This is a genomic window from Leptodesmis sp. (genome assembly GCF_052746595.1).
On the sequence record NZ_JBRAGO010000045.1, the window covers coordinates 1 to 16,663 of the forward strand.

14 protein-coding genes are annotated in these 16,663 nt (G+C 50.0%); 6 read left to right on the forward strand and 8 right to left on the reverse strand.

Going from position 1 to position 16,663, the window contains the following annotated elements; genetic code table 11:
* Positions 1-750, forward strand: a 750-nt coding sequence (locus tag ACUVQO_RS11520; protein ID WP_445926018.1) for an RNA polymerase sigma factor, RpoD/SigA family, incomplete at its 5' end; no start/stop codon positions are given.
* A gap of 201 nt (positions 751-951) precedes the next feature.
* Here ACUVQO_RS11520 and ACUVQO_RS11525 read toward each other — a convergent pair.
* A complete protein-coding gene (locus ACUVQO_RS11525; protein WP_445926058.1) occupies positions 952-1,107 on the reverse strand; it encodes a DUF6999 family protein in 156 nt (51 codons plus the stop codon).
* 358 nt (positions 1,108-1,465) lie between these two features.
* Here ACUVQO_RS11525 and ACUVQO_RS11530 point away from each other — a divergent pair, with 358 nt between their 5' ends.
* Positions 1,466-2,788, forward strand: coding sequence for a hemolysin family protein (locus ACUVQO_RS11530; protein ID WP_445926019.1), 1,323 nt, complete (start codon positions 1,466-1,468; stop codon positions 2,786-2,788).
* Between the two features lie 12 nt (positions 2,789-2,800).
* Here ACUVQO_RS11530 and ACUVQO_RS11535 read toward each other — a convergent pair whose 3' ends face one another.
* From ACUVQO_RS11535 to ACUVQO_RS11550, 4 genes are all read right to left on the reverse strand, one after another.
* Entirely contained in the window at positions 2,801-3,760 is a 960-nt protein-coding gene (locus ACUVQO_RS11535) for an aldo/keto reductase (RefSeq protein WP_445926020.1), read from the reverse strand.
* A gap of 113 nt (positions 3,761-3,873) precedes the next feature.
* The gene (locus ACUVQO_RS11540; protein WP_445926021.1) at positions 3,874-4,164 is read right to left on the reverse strand and encodes a TMEM165/GDT1 family protein; all 291 of its coding nucleotides are present in this window, start codon (positions 4,162-4,164) and stop codon (positions 3,874-3,876) included.
* A 100-nt stretch (positions 4,165-4,264) separates the two neighbouring features.
* Positions 4,265-4,729, reverse strand: coding sequence for a TMEM165/GDT1 family protein (locus tag ACUVQO_RS11545; protein ID WP_445926022.1), 465 nt, complete (start codon positions 4,727-4,729; stop codon positions 4,265-4,267).
* Between the two features lie 106 nt (positions 4,730-4,835).
* The gene (locus ACUVQO_RS11550) at positions 4,836-5,186 is read right to left on the reverse strand and encodes a YkgJ family cysteine cluster protein (RefSeq protein WP_445926023.1); all 351 of its coding nucleotides are present in this window, start codon (positions 5,184-5,186) and stop codon (positions 4,836-4,838) included.
* A 130-nt stretch (positions 5,187-5,316) separates the two neighbouring features.
* On the opposite strand from ACUVQO_RS11550, the gene psb30 reads away from it, so the two are divergent.
* Complete coding sequence (psb30, locus tag ACUVQO_RS11555; RefSeq protein ID WP_445926024.1) at positions 5,317-5,448, forward strand: photosystem II reaction center protein Ycf12/Psb30; 132 nt, start codon at positions 5,317-5,319, stop codon at positions 5,446-5,448.
* 44 nt (positions 5,449-5,492) lie between these two features.
* Here the strand turns inward: psb30 and ACUVQO_RS11560 are convergent, their stop codons facing one another.
* Both ACUVQO_RS11560 and recJ read right to left on the reverse strand, forming a co-directional pair.
* Positions 5,493-6,344, reverse strand: a complete 852-nt coding sequence (locus ACUVQO_RS11560; protein ID WP_445926025.1) for an alpha/beta hydrolase — start codon at positions 6,342-6,344, stop codon at positions 5,493-5,495.
* 22 nt (positions 6,345-6,366) lie between these two features.
* Complete coding sequence (gene recJ / locus ACUVQO_RS11565) at positions 6,367-8,442, reverse strand: single-stranded-DNA-specific exonuclease RecJ (RefSeq protein WP_445926026.1); 2,076 nt, start codon at positions 8,440-8,442, stop codon at positions 6,367-6,369.
* Between the two features lie 675 nt (positions 8,443-9,117).
* Here recJ and ACUVQO_RS11570 point away from each other — a divergent pair.
* Together ACUVQO_RS11570 and ACUVQO_RS11575 are read left to right on the forward strand one after the other, a co-directional pair.
* Positions 9,118-10,155, forward strand: coding sequence for a nucleotide-binding protein (locus ACUVQO_RS11570; RefSeq protein WP_445926027.1), 1,038 nt, complete (start codon positions 9,118-9,120; stop codon positions 10,153-10,155).
* A 123-nt stretch (positions 10,156-10,278) separates the two neighbouring features.
* Complete coding sequence (locus tag ACUVQO_RS11575) at positions 10,279-10,572, forward strand: hypothetical protein (RefSeq protein ID WP_445926028.1); 294 nt, start codon at positions 10,279-10,281, stop codon at positions 10,570-10,572.
* A gap of 49 nt (positions 10,573-10,621) precedes the next feature.
* On the opposite strand, the gene ACUVQO_RS11580 is transcribed toward ACUVQO_RS11575, so the two are convergent.
* Positions 10,622-12,772 (reverse strand): polyribonucleotide nucleotidyltransferase, encoded by a 2,151-nt coding sequence (locus tag ACUVQO_RS11580; protein WP_445926029.1) that lies wholly within the window; start codon positions 12,770-12,772, stop codon positions 10,622-10,624.
* Between the two features lie 331 nt (positions 12,773-13,103).
* Between ACUVQO_RS11580 and ACUVQO_RS11585 the strand changes: the two genes are divergently transcribed.
* On the forward strand, positions 13,104-16,646 hold the full coding sequence (locus tag ACUVQO_RS11585; RefSeq protein WP_445926030.1) for a DEAD/DEAH box helicase: 3,543 nt from the start codon (positions 13,104-13,106) through the stop codon (positions 16,644-16,646).
* Positions 16,647-16,663 lie beyond the last annotated feature (17 nt).

A 16,663-nucleotide genomic window follows, 5' to 3' on the forward strand; every position in this document is an offset into this window, starting at 1 on the left:
GAGGCGGAGTTGAAGAGTATTATGCAACGTGGCCATCGTGCCAAGCAGAAGATGATCGAAGCGAATTTGCGCCTGGTGGTGTCGATCGCCAAGAAGTATCAGAAGCGGAATCTCGAATTCCTGGATCTGATTCAGGAAGGAACAATGGGCCTGGAGCGGGGCGTTGAGAAATTCGACCCCACCCGTGGCTACAAGTTCTCGACCTATGCGTACTGGTGGATTCGCCAAGCCATCACGCGAGCGATCGCGCAACAGGCTCGAACCATTCGCCTGCCTATCCACATTACCGAGAAGCTGAACAAGATTAAGAAGGTTCAGCGGGAATTGTCCCAGAAACTCGGGCGGGCCGCAACTGCCGTGGAAATTGCCGAAGCCCTGGAATTAGAACCCGCCCAAATTCGGGAGTTCCTGACGATCGCACGGCAACCCGTGTCCCTGGATCTCCGCGTGGGTGATAACCAGGACACCGAGTTGCAAGACCTGCTGGAAGACGATGGCCCTTCCCCAGAAAACTTCATGGCGCAAGAATCCCTGCGTCAGGATCTGGAAACTCTGCTGGCTGACTTGACTCCCCAACAACGGGAAGTCATTTCCCTCCGCTTCGGTCTGGAAGACGGCCACGAGCTCTCCCTGGCTAAGGTTGGCGAACGCATGAACATTAGCCGGGAACGGGTTCGTCAACTGGAACGGCAAGCTCTGGATCACCTCCGTCGCCGCAAAGCGCGGGTGCGGGAGTATCTGGCTAGCTAGTGCGCTGAGCAAGTGTTTGAAACGTATTCGGCGGTTAAAACTGCAACTACACTCACCTAGTCTGCCGACGCAGACTCAATAAAATCGAGGTTTCAGTAATCTGCGTCGGCAGGTTTTCTCAGTACAGCCGCGACTTCAGTCGCCAGGAGGATAAAAGTTGGGTGTGGATTCCTATGCCTAACTCTTATCCTCCTTTGTTTATTAGATGTGCTGTTCGAGTGATTTTATACCGACATAAAAATAATTTTTACCCCTATCTCCAGTGACAGTACTGATGTAACAGCCGAAGTTTTCGTCAAATTTCGGGGAGAGTACGGCACGTTCGAATTCCTCGCAAGTTAACCAGAAGGAATAGATGACTTAATTTAGTTCCCTGGGTTTTCACTGATTCGAGCCAATTTGGATTCTCTCGTTGAGCCTGATTATAGTTCAGGATAAAGTTATTGCGATGCATCAACCCGTAATTGCGGAATTGCAAAGGTAGAAGTTGTTTCAGAACCAGAATGGCTACCAATGAAATATTGGTGATTAATTTTGCGTCATTGGCAATCGGATTTCCCGACAAAATTTGCCGATGCTATTGATGAATACACCGTGCACGGATCTATCTACCCCTATTTTCCACTGCCTCAGAAGTGATGCCGGACGGCTATAGTTAAAGTACTGTTGATGGCGATCGACAACGATCGTCCTTTTGAAGGAGAAACATCCAAGCATGTCTTCTGTGGCCTTTGAGTTGTTGTTTATTTTTTTACTAACGATTGCCAATGGAGTATTTTCAGGCTCAGAAATTGCTGTGGTGTCAGCCCGTAAAGTTCGGTTAGAACACCTGACCAACCGGGGAAATAAAAAAGCACAGATGGCTCTCAGGTTAGCGAATTCGCCGAATAGTTTTTTATCCAGTGTACAAATTGGAATTACATTGATTGGTATTTTGAGTGGTGCAGTGGGTGGAGCAACACTTTCCAGACGCTTAGAAGGAATACTGATAAAGATTCCTGGATTGGTTCGTTATAGTGAGCCATTGAGTATTCTGATCGTTGTCACTTTTATCACTTATCTATCTCTGGTAATTGGAGAGCTGGTTCCAAAACGTATTGCTTTAAATAATCCAGAGGAAATTGCCTGTTCAGTGGCATATCCAATGCATTGGCTGGCAAAACTAACGGCTCCAGTGGTGAATCTCCTCAGTTCTTCAACCGATGGGTTATTGAAATTATTGGGTATTCAGGTGACAGAGGATCCTGGAGTGACAGAGGAGGAAATTAAGGTGTTGATTAAACAGGGGACTCAGGCAGGCATGTTTGAGGAAGCAGAGCAGGAAATGGTATCGCGGGTGTTTCGGTTGGGCGATCGCTCCGTTACCGCACTCATGACTCCGCGCACCGATATTGTCTGGCTAGACGTGGATGCCCCCTGGGAACTAAATAAAAGTGTGATGCTGGCCAATCCGCATTCTTACTTTCCAGTGGGGCGGGGTAGTCTTGACGAGTGTGTGGGCATTGTCAGCCTTAAGGATTTACTGCCCGCTTTTATGACTGGAGAGGTTGTGAACCTGCGGCAGGTGATGCGTTCTCCTTTGTTTGTGCCGGAGAGCATTCGGGCATTGAAAGTGCTGGAATTGTTTAAAGAATCGAGAAATCATATCGCCTTAATTGCCGATGAGTATGGTGGATTGGAAGGATTAGTCACATTAAATGATGTATCGGAAGCGGTGATTGGTGAACTGCCATCTCTGGAAGACTTGAATGAACCGTTGGTAATTAAACGAGACGATGGTTCCTGGTTGCTGGATGGTATGTTGTCGGTCGATACATTGAAAGAAGTTCTGCAACTAGACAATTTGCCCAGCGAGGACGAGGGCTACTACCAAACTCTGGGTGGCTTTGCCATGCATGTTTTAGGACGGGTGCCTACGTCTGGAGAACATTTTGACGCGATCGGCTTCCGCTTTGAAATTGTGGATATGGATGGCAACCGCGTTGATAAGGTAATGGTTACACCCATTCCCGACTTAAAGCCTGCCGACCTTCAGTAGGATTGGCATTGATTACCAGTTCCACAGGACGGGGTTGCTATCCAGATGATCGGTGACCGTGCGACCGATCGCGTCAATTTCCGCCAATTCTGCCTGGGATAACTGCACCTCAGCCGCTCTGGCATTTTCAGTCGCCTGATCGGCATGACGAACACCCGTAATCGCATTGGTTTGTGGTTGGGCAATCAGCCACGCGATCGCCAGATTGGCCAGAGAAATGTGATGACGCTCGGCAATCGGTCTTAACTTGTTCAGAGCAGCCTGTGCCCGGACAAAATTTTCTCCCTGAAATAATTTATTTTTGGCCCGGTGGTCGGCGGGATCAAACTGGTGTCCGGGTTTAAACTTCCCGGTGAGCAGTCCTTGGGCCAGTGGTGAATAAGCCAGGATGGAAATCTGGTGCTCGACGCAGTAGGGCATGGCATCCTGTTCGACATGTCTCCAGAACAAGGAGTAGGGAGGTTGCAAGCTGTCAATTCGGCCAAATTGTGAAGCTTCTTCTAATTGAGTGCGAGAAAAGTTGGATACGCCGATTGCCCGAATTTTTCCCTGCTGCTTCAGATCATTTAGGGCATGCATGGTTTCCTCGATCGGCACCTTTTCACTGCCATAGGTGCCCGCAGGCCAGTGAATCTGATACACGTCGATATAATCGGTTTTCAGGTTTTTCAAAGAGCCTTCACAGGCCGCGATCACCTGATCGTACTTCAGGTGATTGGAAAAAACTTTGGTCATGTAAACCACACGATCGCGCACATCGGCTAATGCTTCTGCGACAATCCGTTCAGAGTGTCCTGAACCATAAACTTCAGCGGTATCAACGGTGGTAATTCCGGCATCGAAGGCGGCGCGAATGGCGGCGATTGTATCGGTATCTTCAATGCCTGCCCACATGGCTTTACCAGCCTGCCAGGTGCCGGTAATGATGGGCGTGATCTGAATTCCTGATGTCCCCAATTCTCGTGTTTGCATAACTGATTTTTGGTTAGTAAGCGCTTCTATCGCCTAGATCTTACTTCCTGTTCAGACAACCGTTTGCCCTTTCCGAACGGTCAATTGGGGCTTTTCAAACAACCTGTAAGCTTCTAAACGTCCTCAGCGTTGTTTAAATTAGGCAAGAGTAGACGTATTCCTAATGCAGCAAAACCGATCGCAGCGGCAATTTTAATCAACTGTTCTGGTAGAAAGTAAGCCGTTCCCTCACCCACAATTACTCCCAGAAAGCTGGCTAACAGAAGGGCTGCGGTCGCTCCTAAAAAGACTGCTTGAGGAGATTTGGAACCACCACTAAGGGCGATCGCGGCCAATTGGCTTTTATCTCCTAATTCAGAAATAAATACTGTTACGAAGCTCAATCCAATCAAATGCCAGTCCATAGGGAGTTAAGAGTTAAAAGTTAAGAGTTAAGAATTGGGCGAGTTTTGAATGTTAAGCTTTGAGTGTTAAATTGAGCTTAGAAATTAAGACTTAACACTTTCACCCCAGCACATCCCAAATTAACCAGGCTGCAATTAGCAGTAACAGAACTCCAGCAGAAACATCGAGGGTACGGGGAGAGAGGCGGGTGGAGAGCCAGCGACCCACTAGAACGCCCAGTAGAGTGGTAGCAATTAAGGCGGTACCTGCACCTGCAAAGATCAGCCAGGGTTGGTGGGACTCTGCACTCATCAGCAGGGTAGCCATTTGGGTTTTGTCGCCCAGTTCGGCCAAAAAGATGGTGACGAAAGTGGTAGTAAAAACCTTCCAGAAAGAATGCCCTACTTCTGGTTGAGGAGGGGATTCAGCCTCAGGAACTGCGATCGCTGGAACTAAGTCGTCCTGAATGAAAATTTCCAGCGATTGAGCAGGATCCGGTTCCATCTCAATGTTTCTCTTCAAGGTTACGGGTTGAAGTAAGGATGGCGAACGTTCCACGATCGGGTCTACCTCAAAGGTTTTCATAATCCTTTCATTATCTATCAGAATCCCCTTTTTTGAAAGTAGATATTTGATATTTTCTTTTTCCTTCTTGCCTCCCTTTTTCCGATCTCCCGTTTCCTCTTGCCTCTCAAAATCCCACTTCCCGATTAAACCGCAGCATTTCTAGGCTGAGATCGCCATGTACCCCTTCAATTTGTTGGCGACAGCACTCAATGGCAAAGTCATTTAACTCGTCTGCTTCAATGCCATACAGATCATGAAAAACGTCTGGCTCTACCCGACAGAAGCGAGGGCGATTGGCGTAGATCTTGCATTCGCGAGTGGCGTGGTCAAAGTTGATGCACCATCCTCCCTCCCCGACCATGCTGAGATACAGTTCCAGTTCCTCCGGAGTGAGGTAGTCTGCCAATTCTGGACGATCATCCGGATCCAGTTGACAGCAAGCCCCACAGTGGTTTATGCAGCGCCATGTACCCATAGAAAAAACTTTTTATACTTTTGTTAAGTTCATTAGAAGGAAAGACGTTCCCAGTTAAGATAAATAGTCGTTACAGAAACATTACGTTTTTTGATGAGTTGCCGATGTAACTCATGTCGTGGGAGGAAAGATGGGATTTATTACTGATATTTTTGGTGGCATTAATTGGGAAGCGATCGCGCAGCTTACTATGTTAGCAGCAATTGTGATTGCTGGTCCTGCCGTGATTTTTCTGCTGGCAGCACGCGGCGGCGATCTGTAACGTATCAAATTTTTCAAGTATGAGAGAGTAGCGACAAGTCCGGTTCACGCCGGACTTTTTTTTGCATTGTTTTTGAACCACTGAGTCTGTTCGATGAGTTGCACAAATTCAATCAAGACATCCTGATACTTCAGACCTGCGACTTCCATCAGGTTGTTGTGGTCGGCTCCGGCGATCGCGACAAACTGTTTGGGTTGGTTAGCCTGCTCGTACAATTGCCTGGCGTGACTGAAGGGAATGACTCGATCGTCGGTGCCGTGTATTACCAGGATGGGCGATCGCACAGCCCGGATTTTACTCAGGTTATCAAAGCGATCGAAGGGCAGCACGGCAATTTGCGTGACCACCCGAAACGTACTGGTAAAAGCACCTTCCAGGATCACCCCGGCCACTGGCTCACGAGTTGCCAAATCGATGCTGGGGCCGCTTCCGACAGAATGACCATACAAAATGATTCGCTTTGCAGGAACTCGTAGCACCTCCGTTAAGTACTGATAAGCGGCTGCAATATCCTCGTAGGTCTTGTGTTCGGAAGGAGTGCCGTCGCTGGTGCCATAGCCCCGGTAATCGTAGGCAAACACTGAAAATCCAAGCTGCTGCAGGGCGATCAATAAGGGGCGTATGTAGCCTAAATCAGTACCATTTCCGTGGCTGTATAGGATCGTGTAAGTTGCCTGGGAATTGGCAAAGTAGAGTGCAGAGATTTTTTCCCCGTCGCGGGTCGTCAATTTCACAACCTCACCATTGTCCTGATAGCTGGCGGCTGGCGGCTGAAAAATCGCTTGTTCAGAAAAAAAGAAGGCCACTCCACCCAGTACCAGGTACATGAGCAGCAGCGATCCCAGAACCCATCCCACCATCATCCGCCTCACCTGTTCTCTCCAATCATCCCCCATACAGACACGATGAGTCGGGTCTCTACCCCCATCTCTGATCCTCGACTCCCGATCCCTGGTTCCCCTCTTGCTCCAGAGCTATCAGTGCCGCTTTAATCAGGTTGAAATAATAGGGCTGAGATACATCCACCTGGACGCGATCGCCAGGGCCTTTCGTTAACCATCCCCAGCGCTGCCCCTGTTGAATTGTCAATACCTGGCCTTGAGCATTGCGAATTCGCAGTTCTTTTCCGGTTGCTGCTTCTACCAGCTTACAGGCATAACTGCGTTCCTCATGCACAAAGGTTGTGGGCGGGTCGGGAGTTGGGGAATTGGTAACAGCGACAGGACGGCTGCCCACCAGTTCCAGTTGCAGGGAAATTTCACCATTCCATTCATTAGTACGCAGCCGATATGCCAGATCCAGAACGGGAGGTAGAGGGTAATAGTCTCCCCAGCGCCACGCGATCGCACAAAAGCGACGGGGTGGTTGTTCGGTTGCGTCTCCCTGATCCTGACTTACTGTTAATTTCAGGTGTCCTTTACCGATTCGCTTCTGTTCATGGATCCGCACCTGGCTTGACCAGAAGGTGGCCTCCGGGTTCTCTACGCCACAGGGTTGCAGGGCTTCCATCTGACGATACAGGGCAAAGTCAATCTGACTTAAAGAGGCTTCCGCATCGATTTTCACCAGCGGTTTGAGGTGTTCTGGTTGCAGGCACTGACAAGCGAATTCACTGAGGCGCGATCGCAGGGCGTCCAGATTCTCAGCCTTTAAGGAAAAGCCCCCGGCAGCCCGGTGTCCGCCATGCTTTTCCAGCAGGTCTTGGCAAAATTCCAGAGCTTCAAAGACGTGAAATTCGGGAATGCTGCGGGCTGAACCGCGAATGTGCCGCTGTTCCTCATCCTCGTAGGTGCCGATGAAAACGGGCACACCATAGCGTTCCACCAGGCGGGAAGCGACAATCCCAATGACACCGTGATGCCAGCTCGGTTGCACCACCACCAGAACCCGATCTCGCTGGATATTCAACTCTCCACTTTCGCAAATGGCTACGGCTTCCTGTTCAATCTCTTCACACAGCCGCTGCCGTTGTTGGTTAATTTGCTCACATTGCATAGCCCGTTCCAGGGCCGTTCCCATATCATCGGTGGTCAATAACTCGATCACAATTTGCGGATCGGCGAGACGGCCAACAGCATTAATGCGGGGACCAAGCCGAAAGCCGATCGCTTCTGGCTTCAAATCTTTCTCGCCACTCAGCCCAGAGACTTGAATTAGAGCCTGAACTCCAGTCAGTTTCGATTTTGCTAATAGCTGTAATCCCTGTTTTACCCAGCGCCGATTCACGCCCGTCAGGGGAGCCAGGTCGGCGATCGTCCCCAGGGTAAACAATTCTAATAGGGAATCACCCAGTTCCAGGGAACTGCCCATACTTTGGGCCAGAGATTTCGCCAGAATGTAGGCTACTCCTACTCCGGCCAGTCCACGATAGGGGGAAGTTTCGGCTAACCGTTTGGGGTTCAGAATCGCGTTGGCATCCGGCAGGGTGGGCGGCAAGTCGTGGTGGTCAGTAATGATCACGGACAGACCTAGTTCCCGTGCACGGGCGATCGGTTCGTGAGCTGCAATGCCATTGTCCACTGTGAGAATCAGCCCCACCCCTTCTGCATAGAACTCATCCACGATCCGCTGGTTAATGCCGTACCCTTCCGCCATCCGACTAGGAATCGCGTAATCTACCCGTGCTCCTAGAGCACGTAATGCTCGCATCAGCAGGGCAGTGCTGGTCATCCCATCGGCATCGTAGTCGCCACAGATGGCCATCCGCTGGCGGGTATTAATAGCGTTAATCAGCAGTTCCAGGCTGAGGGGCAAATCTGAGAATTCAGCCAGAGGAGAGGGAAGGGGCAGACTTTCTGGATTGAGAAATGCCTGAATCTGCTCCAGGTCAGTCAGATCACGATTCAACAGAACCTGTGCCATCAGGGGCGACAACTCCAGAGCTGCGGCAATAGACTGAGCTAGTTCCGGTTGAGCCGCAGCAATTTGCCAGCGTTGGGAGGGCAGTTTGTTCGCGATCGTGCTGGAGCCTGGAGAGATAGGTAAATCGGTCATGAGTTTTACACAAATAGGCACAGGTTTCTTAGACTAGCCTTCCCTGATGCAGGAATCAATTTTGGAGGGCGTTTGAAAAGTATCTGGCGGTTAAAACCGCGACTACACTTACCCAGTCTGCCGGCGCAGACTCAATAAAATCCAGGTTTTCAGTAACCTGCGTCGGCAGGTTTTCTCGGTATAGCCGCGACTTCAGAGTGAAAAAGAGCCTGGCTTTTAAAACATCCTCTTAAACACGCAGGAATCAATCTTAAATATATAGACACCAAGGGGCAAGATGAAAAAAAGGTGTAAACCTTTTCCAAGTCCAGAACCGTAGTTTCTCTTATAGAAAAACGATCATTCTCTAGCTGGCCTTAGTTTAGATGAAATTATCCTTTGTCCTTCGTCTCTGTTGATCAGGAATACTCTGTAAAGAAAGTTAACAGAACAAGAGAAACCTGGCTTTTAGTGTACGAAGATCATATTTGAGTCCACGTTCTTTGGCAGAATTAAACTTTATCGGATAGCCTTCTTTCAACTTCAGGGGCACCCACGCATGGCTAATAATGGCTCCCGAACTACTGAACAAACCATAATTAACCAGTTAACAAAAGCTGGTTGGACTGTGATGCCACCCCCCCAAATACCAATGGCTATAACTTTGAAGCGGTTAAGGGGAAGGAAGTGATCGCGGTGCAAGTAAAAACTCATAAATTTCCGGTTAAAGTACCCCATGTAGAACGTTTTTTAAACTTCTTTTATCTACCTGCTGCCCGTCGTTTTACCAGAGGATTACTGGTTTCATCTAATGGATTTACTCCTAATGCACTAACTTACTTTTCGAATGTAAATAGTCAAAAAGTGAAGTTGGCTATCATTAAAGAAGATCTGGTGCATTGGATTCGATTTGCTGATCGGCCACAGGATCGTCTACCGCAAAAACTGGTTTATGTTGGTGTGTTTACCTGCAAAGGTGGGGTGGGTAAAACGACAATTAGCGCTCATCTAGCGGGGGCGATCGCGCTTTCAGGCTACAACGTTGCCATTATTGATTTAGATCCACAAAAGAACTTAACAACTTTGCTGGATCAAGGCGTAATTTTACCAGGGGTAGGAGATGAACCAGATCATACAGTAAAAGTATTTAGTCTGGATGAATGGGATGCCAGTAACCCTCCCGCTGATATTCGAATGGCCGTTTGTGACTGTTCCCCTGTATTTGAGGAAAATCCTATAGATCTATTAGCTAAACTATCTTATTGCCTGATTCTAACCACTCTCAATCCACTAGGATTAAACAAGAATGGTTATGTGATTAAGAACACATTGAAAGCCATTCGCAGTGTGAATAAAGATGCTTATGTTTTTGTCTTAATTAATAACTACTTTAAAGATGAAGCCCACAAAGCCAGGGTCTTAAAAGAGCAATATAAAAAATATTTTGCCCGATTATCAGAATTAGACGATCGCTTTCACTTTATTGATTCTGATGAAGTGTCTATCCGCAACAGTAAGCAACTCTTTTATTGGGGCTATCACATTTACAGCGGTGAACCCGCAGAACTGGCCTTTACGCCGATCGGTGGAAAATGTGCGCCAAAAGCTGACTTCTTGAATCTGCTGGACTACCTGGAATCTCACTCCGATATCAGTCAGTTTAAGAATCCTGATCCTGCAAGCCTGACCAATCTGCTGCTGCAAGATCCGTTGCTTCCCTACACTACCAATTAATCCTTTACTCAGCTAATTCCGGCAATTTGCTCAGCTTGTTGTCAGGAGAGATTCAGCAGCAACGGCGATTCTAGAGATCAAGTGAAGGTACTCAGTGTTTCCCCTTCGCCCAAGGAATTGATCATGAAACGTTTAATGAGTGCAGTATTATCCACGTTGGTTCTGTCTGCTCTAGTTGCTCCTGGTGCTAAAGCGATCCGTCCAGAACTGCTGCCGGAACGAGTCCATCCCACTATTCACATAGACAACTCTACTGAATCGAAGTCTGTAGAAATGGCGCAGCAGGCAACTATACAAACCTCTATGCCAAAAGTCCAGAAGCAAAAACCTATGGAAGAAGTGAAGCGAGTTCCTCAGTCGGACAACCTGCCCTTCGGCTTTTTTGAAAACTACTACCGACAGCACTACGGCAATTAGTTTGTAGAGACGTTCCGGCGGAACGTCTCTACGAAATACCGCCAACTGACTACTTGAGAGCAGCGGCTTCCCGTGCTGCAGCCGCTTCATCGGGGTGGATGCCCAGACGGGTCAGGTTAATTCGACCGCGGCTGTCAATCTCTCGTACTTTGACGATTACCTCATCGCCGACGGAGACTTCATCCTCAACTTTGCCAACCCGGTAGTCTGCCAGTTGAGAAATGTGGATCATGCCTTCCTTACCTGGGAGGAATTCCACAAAGGCACCGATCGGAATAATCCGTGTCACCCGTCCGGCATACACATCGCCAGCATTGAGCTTGCGGGTCATGCCCTGGATAATGCCTTTCGCCCGTTTCGCTTTGTCGCCATCCACTGCCGAGATCGTCACGGTGCCGTCATCTTCAATGTCGATTTTGGCTCCGGTTTCCTCGGTAATGCCCTTAATCGTCTTACCGCCCGGGCCGATGATCATCCCGATTAATTCGGGGTCGATCTTGATGGTCATCAACCGGGGGGCATAAGGAGACAGTTCGGTGCGTGGTTTGTTGATCGCCTCCAGCATCTTGCTGAGAATATGCAGACGGGCAGGTTTGGCTTGCTGGATGGCTTTGGCGATGACATCCATCGGTAAGCCGTTGATCTTCATATCCAGCTGCAGAGCCGTAATCCCGCTTTCGGTTCCTGCCACTTTGAAGTCCATATCGCCCAGGAAGTCTTCAATGCCCTGAATGTCGGTCAGAATGCGAATTTCCTCGCCTTCCTTGATCAGCCCCATTGCTGCACCGCTAACCGGTTTGGTAATGGGAACTCCAGCATCCATCAGGGCCAGGGTAGAACCGCACACCGAACCCATTGAAGTAGAGCCATTGGAGGACAGCACTTCGGAAACAACCCGAATCACATAAGGAAATTCTTCCTTGGGCGGTAGCACCGGAATCAAAGCCCGTTCCGCTAATGCACCGTGACCAATTTCCCGTCGTCCGGGCGATCGCATCGGCTTCGTTTCTCCCACCGAGTAGGGTGGCATATTGTAATGATGCAAATACCGCTTTTGCTCATCCGGATGCAAGTCATCTAGTTCTTGGGCATCCCCCGGTGTTCCCAGGGTAGCCACAGACAAGACTTGCGTTTGTCCCCGATTAAACAGCGCATTGCCATGCACGCGGGGCGGTAGAATTCCCGTTTTGCAGGAAATAGGCCGCACTTCATCTAGTTTGCGACCATCCACCCGCACGCCATCTTCAATCACCTGGCGGCGCATCAGGAATTTGGTGACCTCTTTAAAGATATTGCTTAACGCTTTTTCGTCTGCAGAGGCTGCTACTTTCACTGGGTCGTCGTCGGGCAGTGCCTCAATGGCCACTTTCACCGACTCCTTCACTTCGTCCAGGGCTGCATCCCGGACGTGCTTGTCCTTCTCGAATCGACCCAGGATTTCTTTGATAGGGGCGGTGACCCGATCGCGAATGAAGTTTTCCAGAGTTTTGTCTACTTCTGGGGGCGCTTCCTGCACCAGCTCTATCCCTAACTCAGCTAGGATCTCCCGTTGAGCCTGGATTAAGTCACGCACGGCTTCGTAGCCAAAATCGATCGCTTCGATCATGTCCTGTTCCGGCAACTGATTGGCTCCCGCTTCCACCATAATTACCCCTTCAGGAGAGCCAGCCACCACCAGATCCAGATCCCCTTCCTCAATTTCCTTGTAGGTCGGGTTGATGACAAAATCATCACCCACTAAGCCGACACGGACGGCAGCCATTGGCCCATTGAAGGGAATTTGCGCGAGGAGGACGGCGATCGAAGCTCCAGTAACTGCCAGCACATCGGGAGGCACCCGTTCATCCAGGGAGAGGGTTGTCGCCACCACCTGAATATCATCCCGCAACCAACTGGGAAACAGGGGACGTAAGGGACGGTCAATTAAACGGCTGATTAAGACCGCTTTTTCTGGCGGACGACCTTCCCGACGCAAAAATCCTCCCGGAATGCGTCCGGCAGCATACATCCGTTCTTCGTAATCGACTAATAGGGGTAGGAAATCAATTCCTTCTCTCGCTTCGGCACGCGTCGCCGCTACTAACACTGCTGTTTCTTCAGACTGTATTAACACTGCACCGCCCGCCTGTGGAGCCAGTAAGCCAATCTTCAGCCGAATATCCCGTCCATCAAAGGATATTGACTTTTCAATTTCTTCCATGTAGCGTGGTATCCTTCCTTCTTCTTTATCTTTCTCTGTCGCAATCGTAGCACTGATATATAGAGTCGAGCTTTTTTACTGGGATCGGAATCGCCCTGCTGCAGAATTCAGCCTGTACAATGGCAGTACTGGAGGAAGGCGATCGTGGCTGCAGCAGGTATATCCGACAGTCGCGATGGCTTGCTTATTACATGGATAGGGCAGGGAGAAGAACCACACCATCACCCAGTCGTCTTTAACAGTTTGTTAAACCAGGGTGTTGTAAATCTTAACAATCTACGATCATGCCCCATCTATTTGTTCATGGCAACGATTGAGGATTCTGAACTAGATGGCCATCTTACACGGTAGTTGGTTGCTTCAGTCCCCCCAGCAGACCCAACTGGCTGCTACTACAGCAGAAGCAGCGGTGGCTGGTCAGGGAAGTTTGTTCATTTGGGGGGAAGTTTGGCGGAGAGTAACTTCGGATAGTTTGCCCAATCAGGCTCTGGAAGATGAGGCTAACCTTCCTGACCACCCTCCACTTCATCCTTATGCCATGAGTCGCCTGGAATTGGTAGAGTTTCTCAATGAGTTGCAACAAGCGGGTCATTTGCGACTACCATCGCTTCAGACTTGGGCGAATACAGTAAACCCTGCTGCTGCCAGACGATCGTGCAAGGGTTCCCGCCCTACCTCCGTTGCCCCTACCCCATCTTCCTTTACGTCCCCTACCGCCATCGGCTGGCACCAACACACCCTGGCAGTTCCCTCCTTTGTGGCCGAAGGAGAGTTTGAAAGTGGCGATCGACTGGTGATTCTGCCCCAACTATCTGCCGCTCCTGAAACTCAAGAATCATTATTCCTTCATCCCTGGTTGGTCGAAGGCTTGCATTTACCTGTTGGAGAGGCCATCCAATTTCTCAATTCCTTACCTCTAGGTGCTGTCAAAACGGAGGAGTCTTTTCTGGGAGGAGATTTGCGCTTTTGGTCGCATGTGGCTCGCTGGAGTTTAGATCTGCTGGCTCGATCGAAGTTTTTGCCAGGGTTGGGGGTTAGAGATCGGGGATCGAGGATCGGGGATCGAGAAGTGATGGTTGATAGCGATCGGTTTTGGGTGGGGTGGGAGCCGTTGTTGGATAGTGCGGTAGATCAGATGAGGTTGCTGCATTTTAGCGATCGCATGCCTGTGGCCTGTCGGATGTATGAAGGAAATTCGTCATTGGCGGGAGACGAAGAACACAGAACACAGGACACAGGACAACGCAAAATCCAAGATCCAAAATCCACAATCCAAAACTTCCCCCTGGCAGTTAACCTTCCAGTAGTCCCCCAGACCCTGTTGCAAGCTTTTCTGCAAAGTACGCTAGATGCTCAGATCCGTCAGGTTGCACGCACAACTTCGGTGCTGGAAGGTCTAGAAGCAAACTTTCGTGAGGGGGGCCGCTGGACGATCGCACCTGCGGTTCACGCCTGGCTACGTGCACTCAGTCAGGAGACTTCTGAACTAGCGGGTACGGATTTGGAGTCGCTGCAACTAGCCCTGCAAAATTGGACAGCCCCGTTACAATCTCGTCGCTCCGAGAGCTTATTTCAAACCTGTTTGTATTTGCATCCGCCCCAGCATGGTCAGACTCAATGGCGGCTGGAATACTTTTTGCAAGCGATCGACGATCCAGAGTTTTTGATTGATGCACCAACGATCTGGAACAATCCGGTTGAGCAGTTCATATATCGGGGGCGAACCATTACTCAGCCGCAGGAAACATTTTTGATGGGTTTGGGATTAGCCTCCCGCCTTTATCCCCTGATCGAACCCAGTTTGCAGGAATCCCGACCGCAATTTTGTACTCTTACCCCGTTGCAAGCCTATGACTTTCTCAAAAGTACGGCTTGGCGCTTGCAGGATAGTGGCTTAGGGGTAGTAGTGCCGCCCAGCCTGGCCAGTCAGGGCGGTTGGGCAAATCGTCTGGGATTGAAGATTCAGGCGCAAACAGGGAAACTCAAACAAGGCCAACGACTGGGTTTACAAAGTTTGCTCAACTTCCGCTGGGAACTCACCATTGGCGGACAGAGCATTTCCAAAGAAGAATTCGATCGCCTGGTGGCCCTCAATACCCCTCTTGTGGAAATCAATGGTGAGTGGGTGGAATTGCGACCTCAGGACATCCGAGCCGCGCAGAACTTTTTTGCCAGCCGCAAGGATCAACCGGCTCTTTCCCTGGAAGATGCACTGCGCATTAGTACAGGTGACACCCAGATGATTGAAAAGTTACCTGTGGTCAGTTTTGAAGCCTCTGGGGCACTGGAAGAACTGATCAATACTTTGAGTGGCAAGCGGACGTTGGAGGCGATCGCTACCCCCGCAAGCTTCCGGGGAGAGTTGCGCCCCTATCAGTCTCGCGGTGTGGGTTGGCTGGCATTTCTGGAACAGTGGAGCCTGGGAGCCTGTTTGGCTGACGATATGGGCTTAGGAAAAACCATTCAACTGATTGCCTTTCTGTTGCATTTGAAAGAACAAGGCAAGCTGGAGAAGCCAACCTTGCTTATCTGTCCCACCTCCGTCTTGGGCAACTGGGAACGGGAAGTGAAGAAATTCGGTCCCAGTCTGAAAGTCCTGCAACATCATGGAGACGGACGACCCAAAGGTAAAGACTTTGCCAAAGCCGTAAAAGGCAAGGATCTGGTAATCAGCAGTTATGCCCTGGTCTATCGAGATTTGCAGGACTTGCAAACCGTTTCCTGGCAGGGAATTGTCCTGGATGAAGCCCAAAACATCAAGAATCCAGACGCGAAGCAATCGCAAGCCATCCGCCAGTTGACAGCCCAGTTTCGCATTGCCCTCACCGGAACCCCCGTGGAAAATCGGCTGTCTGAACTGTGGTCAATTCTCGATTTCCTGAATCCTGGCTACTTGGGGCCAAAAAACTTCTTCCAACGCCGTTTTGCCACCCCCATCGAACGCTACGGAGATACCGCCTCTCTGCAAACTCTACGATCGCTCGTCCAGCCCTTTATCCTGCGTCGCCTGAAAACCGATCGTGAGATCATTCAGGCTCTCCCCGAAAAACAGGAAATGACTGTCTTCTGCGGCCTTTCCGAAGAACAAGCCTCCCTCTACCAACATGTTGTCGATCAATCCCTTGTCGACATCGAAGCCGCTGAGGGCATCCAGCGCAAAGGCATTATTCTGGCCCTCCTGACTAAGCTGAAGCAGATTTGTAATCATCCTGATCTTTTCCTCAAGGGATCAGGTGATGGAGATCAGGCCATAGGGATTGGGGATCAGGGATTAGGGATTACCTCCGACTCTCAATCCCCAAACGCCCACTCCTTCCAGTCTCGCTCCGGTAAACTCAAACGACTGGAAGAAATGCTGGAGGAAGTGATGGCGGAAGGCGATCGTGCCCTCATCTTCACCCAGTTCGCGGAGTGGGGTAAGTTGCTGAAAGCGCACCTGGAGCAGCAATTAGAACGGGAAACCTTATTCCTTTACGGCAGCACCCCTAAGAAACAACGGGAAGCAATGGTCGATCGCTTCCAGCACGATCCCCAGGGGCCACGACTGTTCATTTTGTCCCTGAAAGCGGGCGGGGTGGGCTTAAACCTGACCCGTGCCAACCATGTCTTCCACTTCGATCGCTGGTGGAATCCCGCTGTGGAGAATCAAGCGACTGATCGGGTATTCCGCATCGGCCAGACCCGTAATGTGCAGGTTCACAAATTTGTCTGCTCTGGCACACTGGAAGAAAAAATTCATGATCTGATTGAGAGCAAAAAGGCGTTAGCAGAACAGGTCGTTGGCACAGGAGAAAACTGGCTCACCGAATTGAACACGGATCAATTGCGCGATCTGCTCCTCCTTGATCGCAGCGCCATCATTGGGGAGGAGTAAGGAGATCGCATGACCGA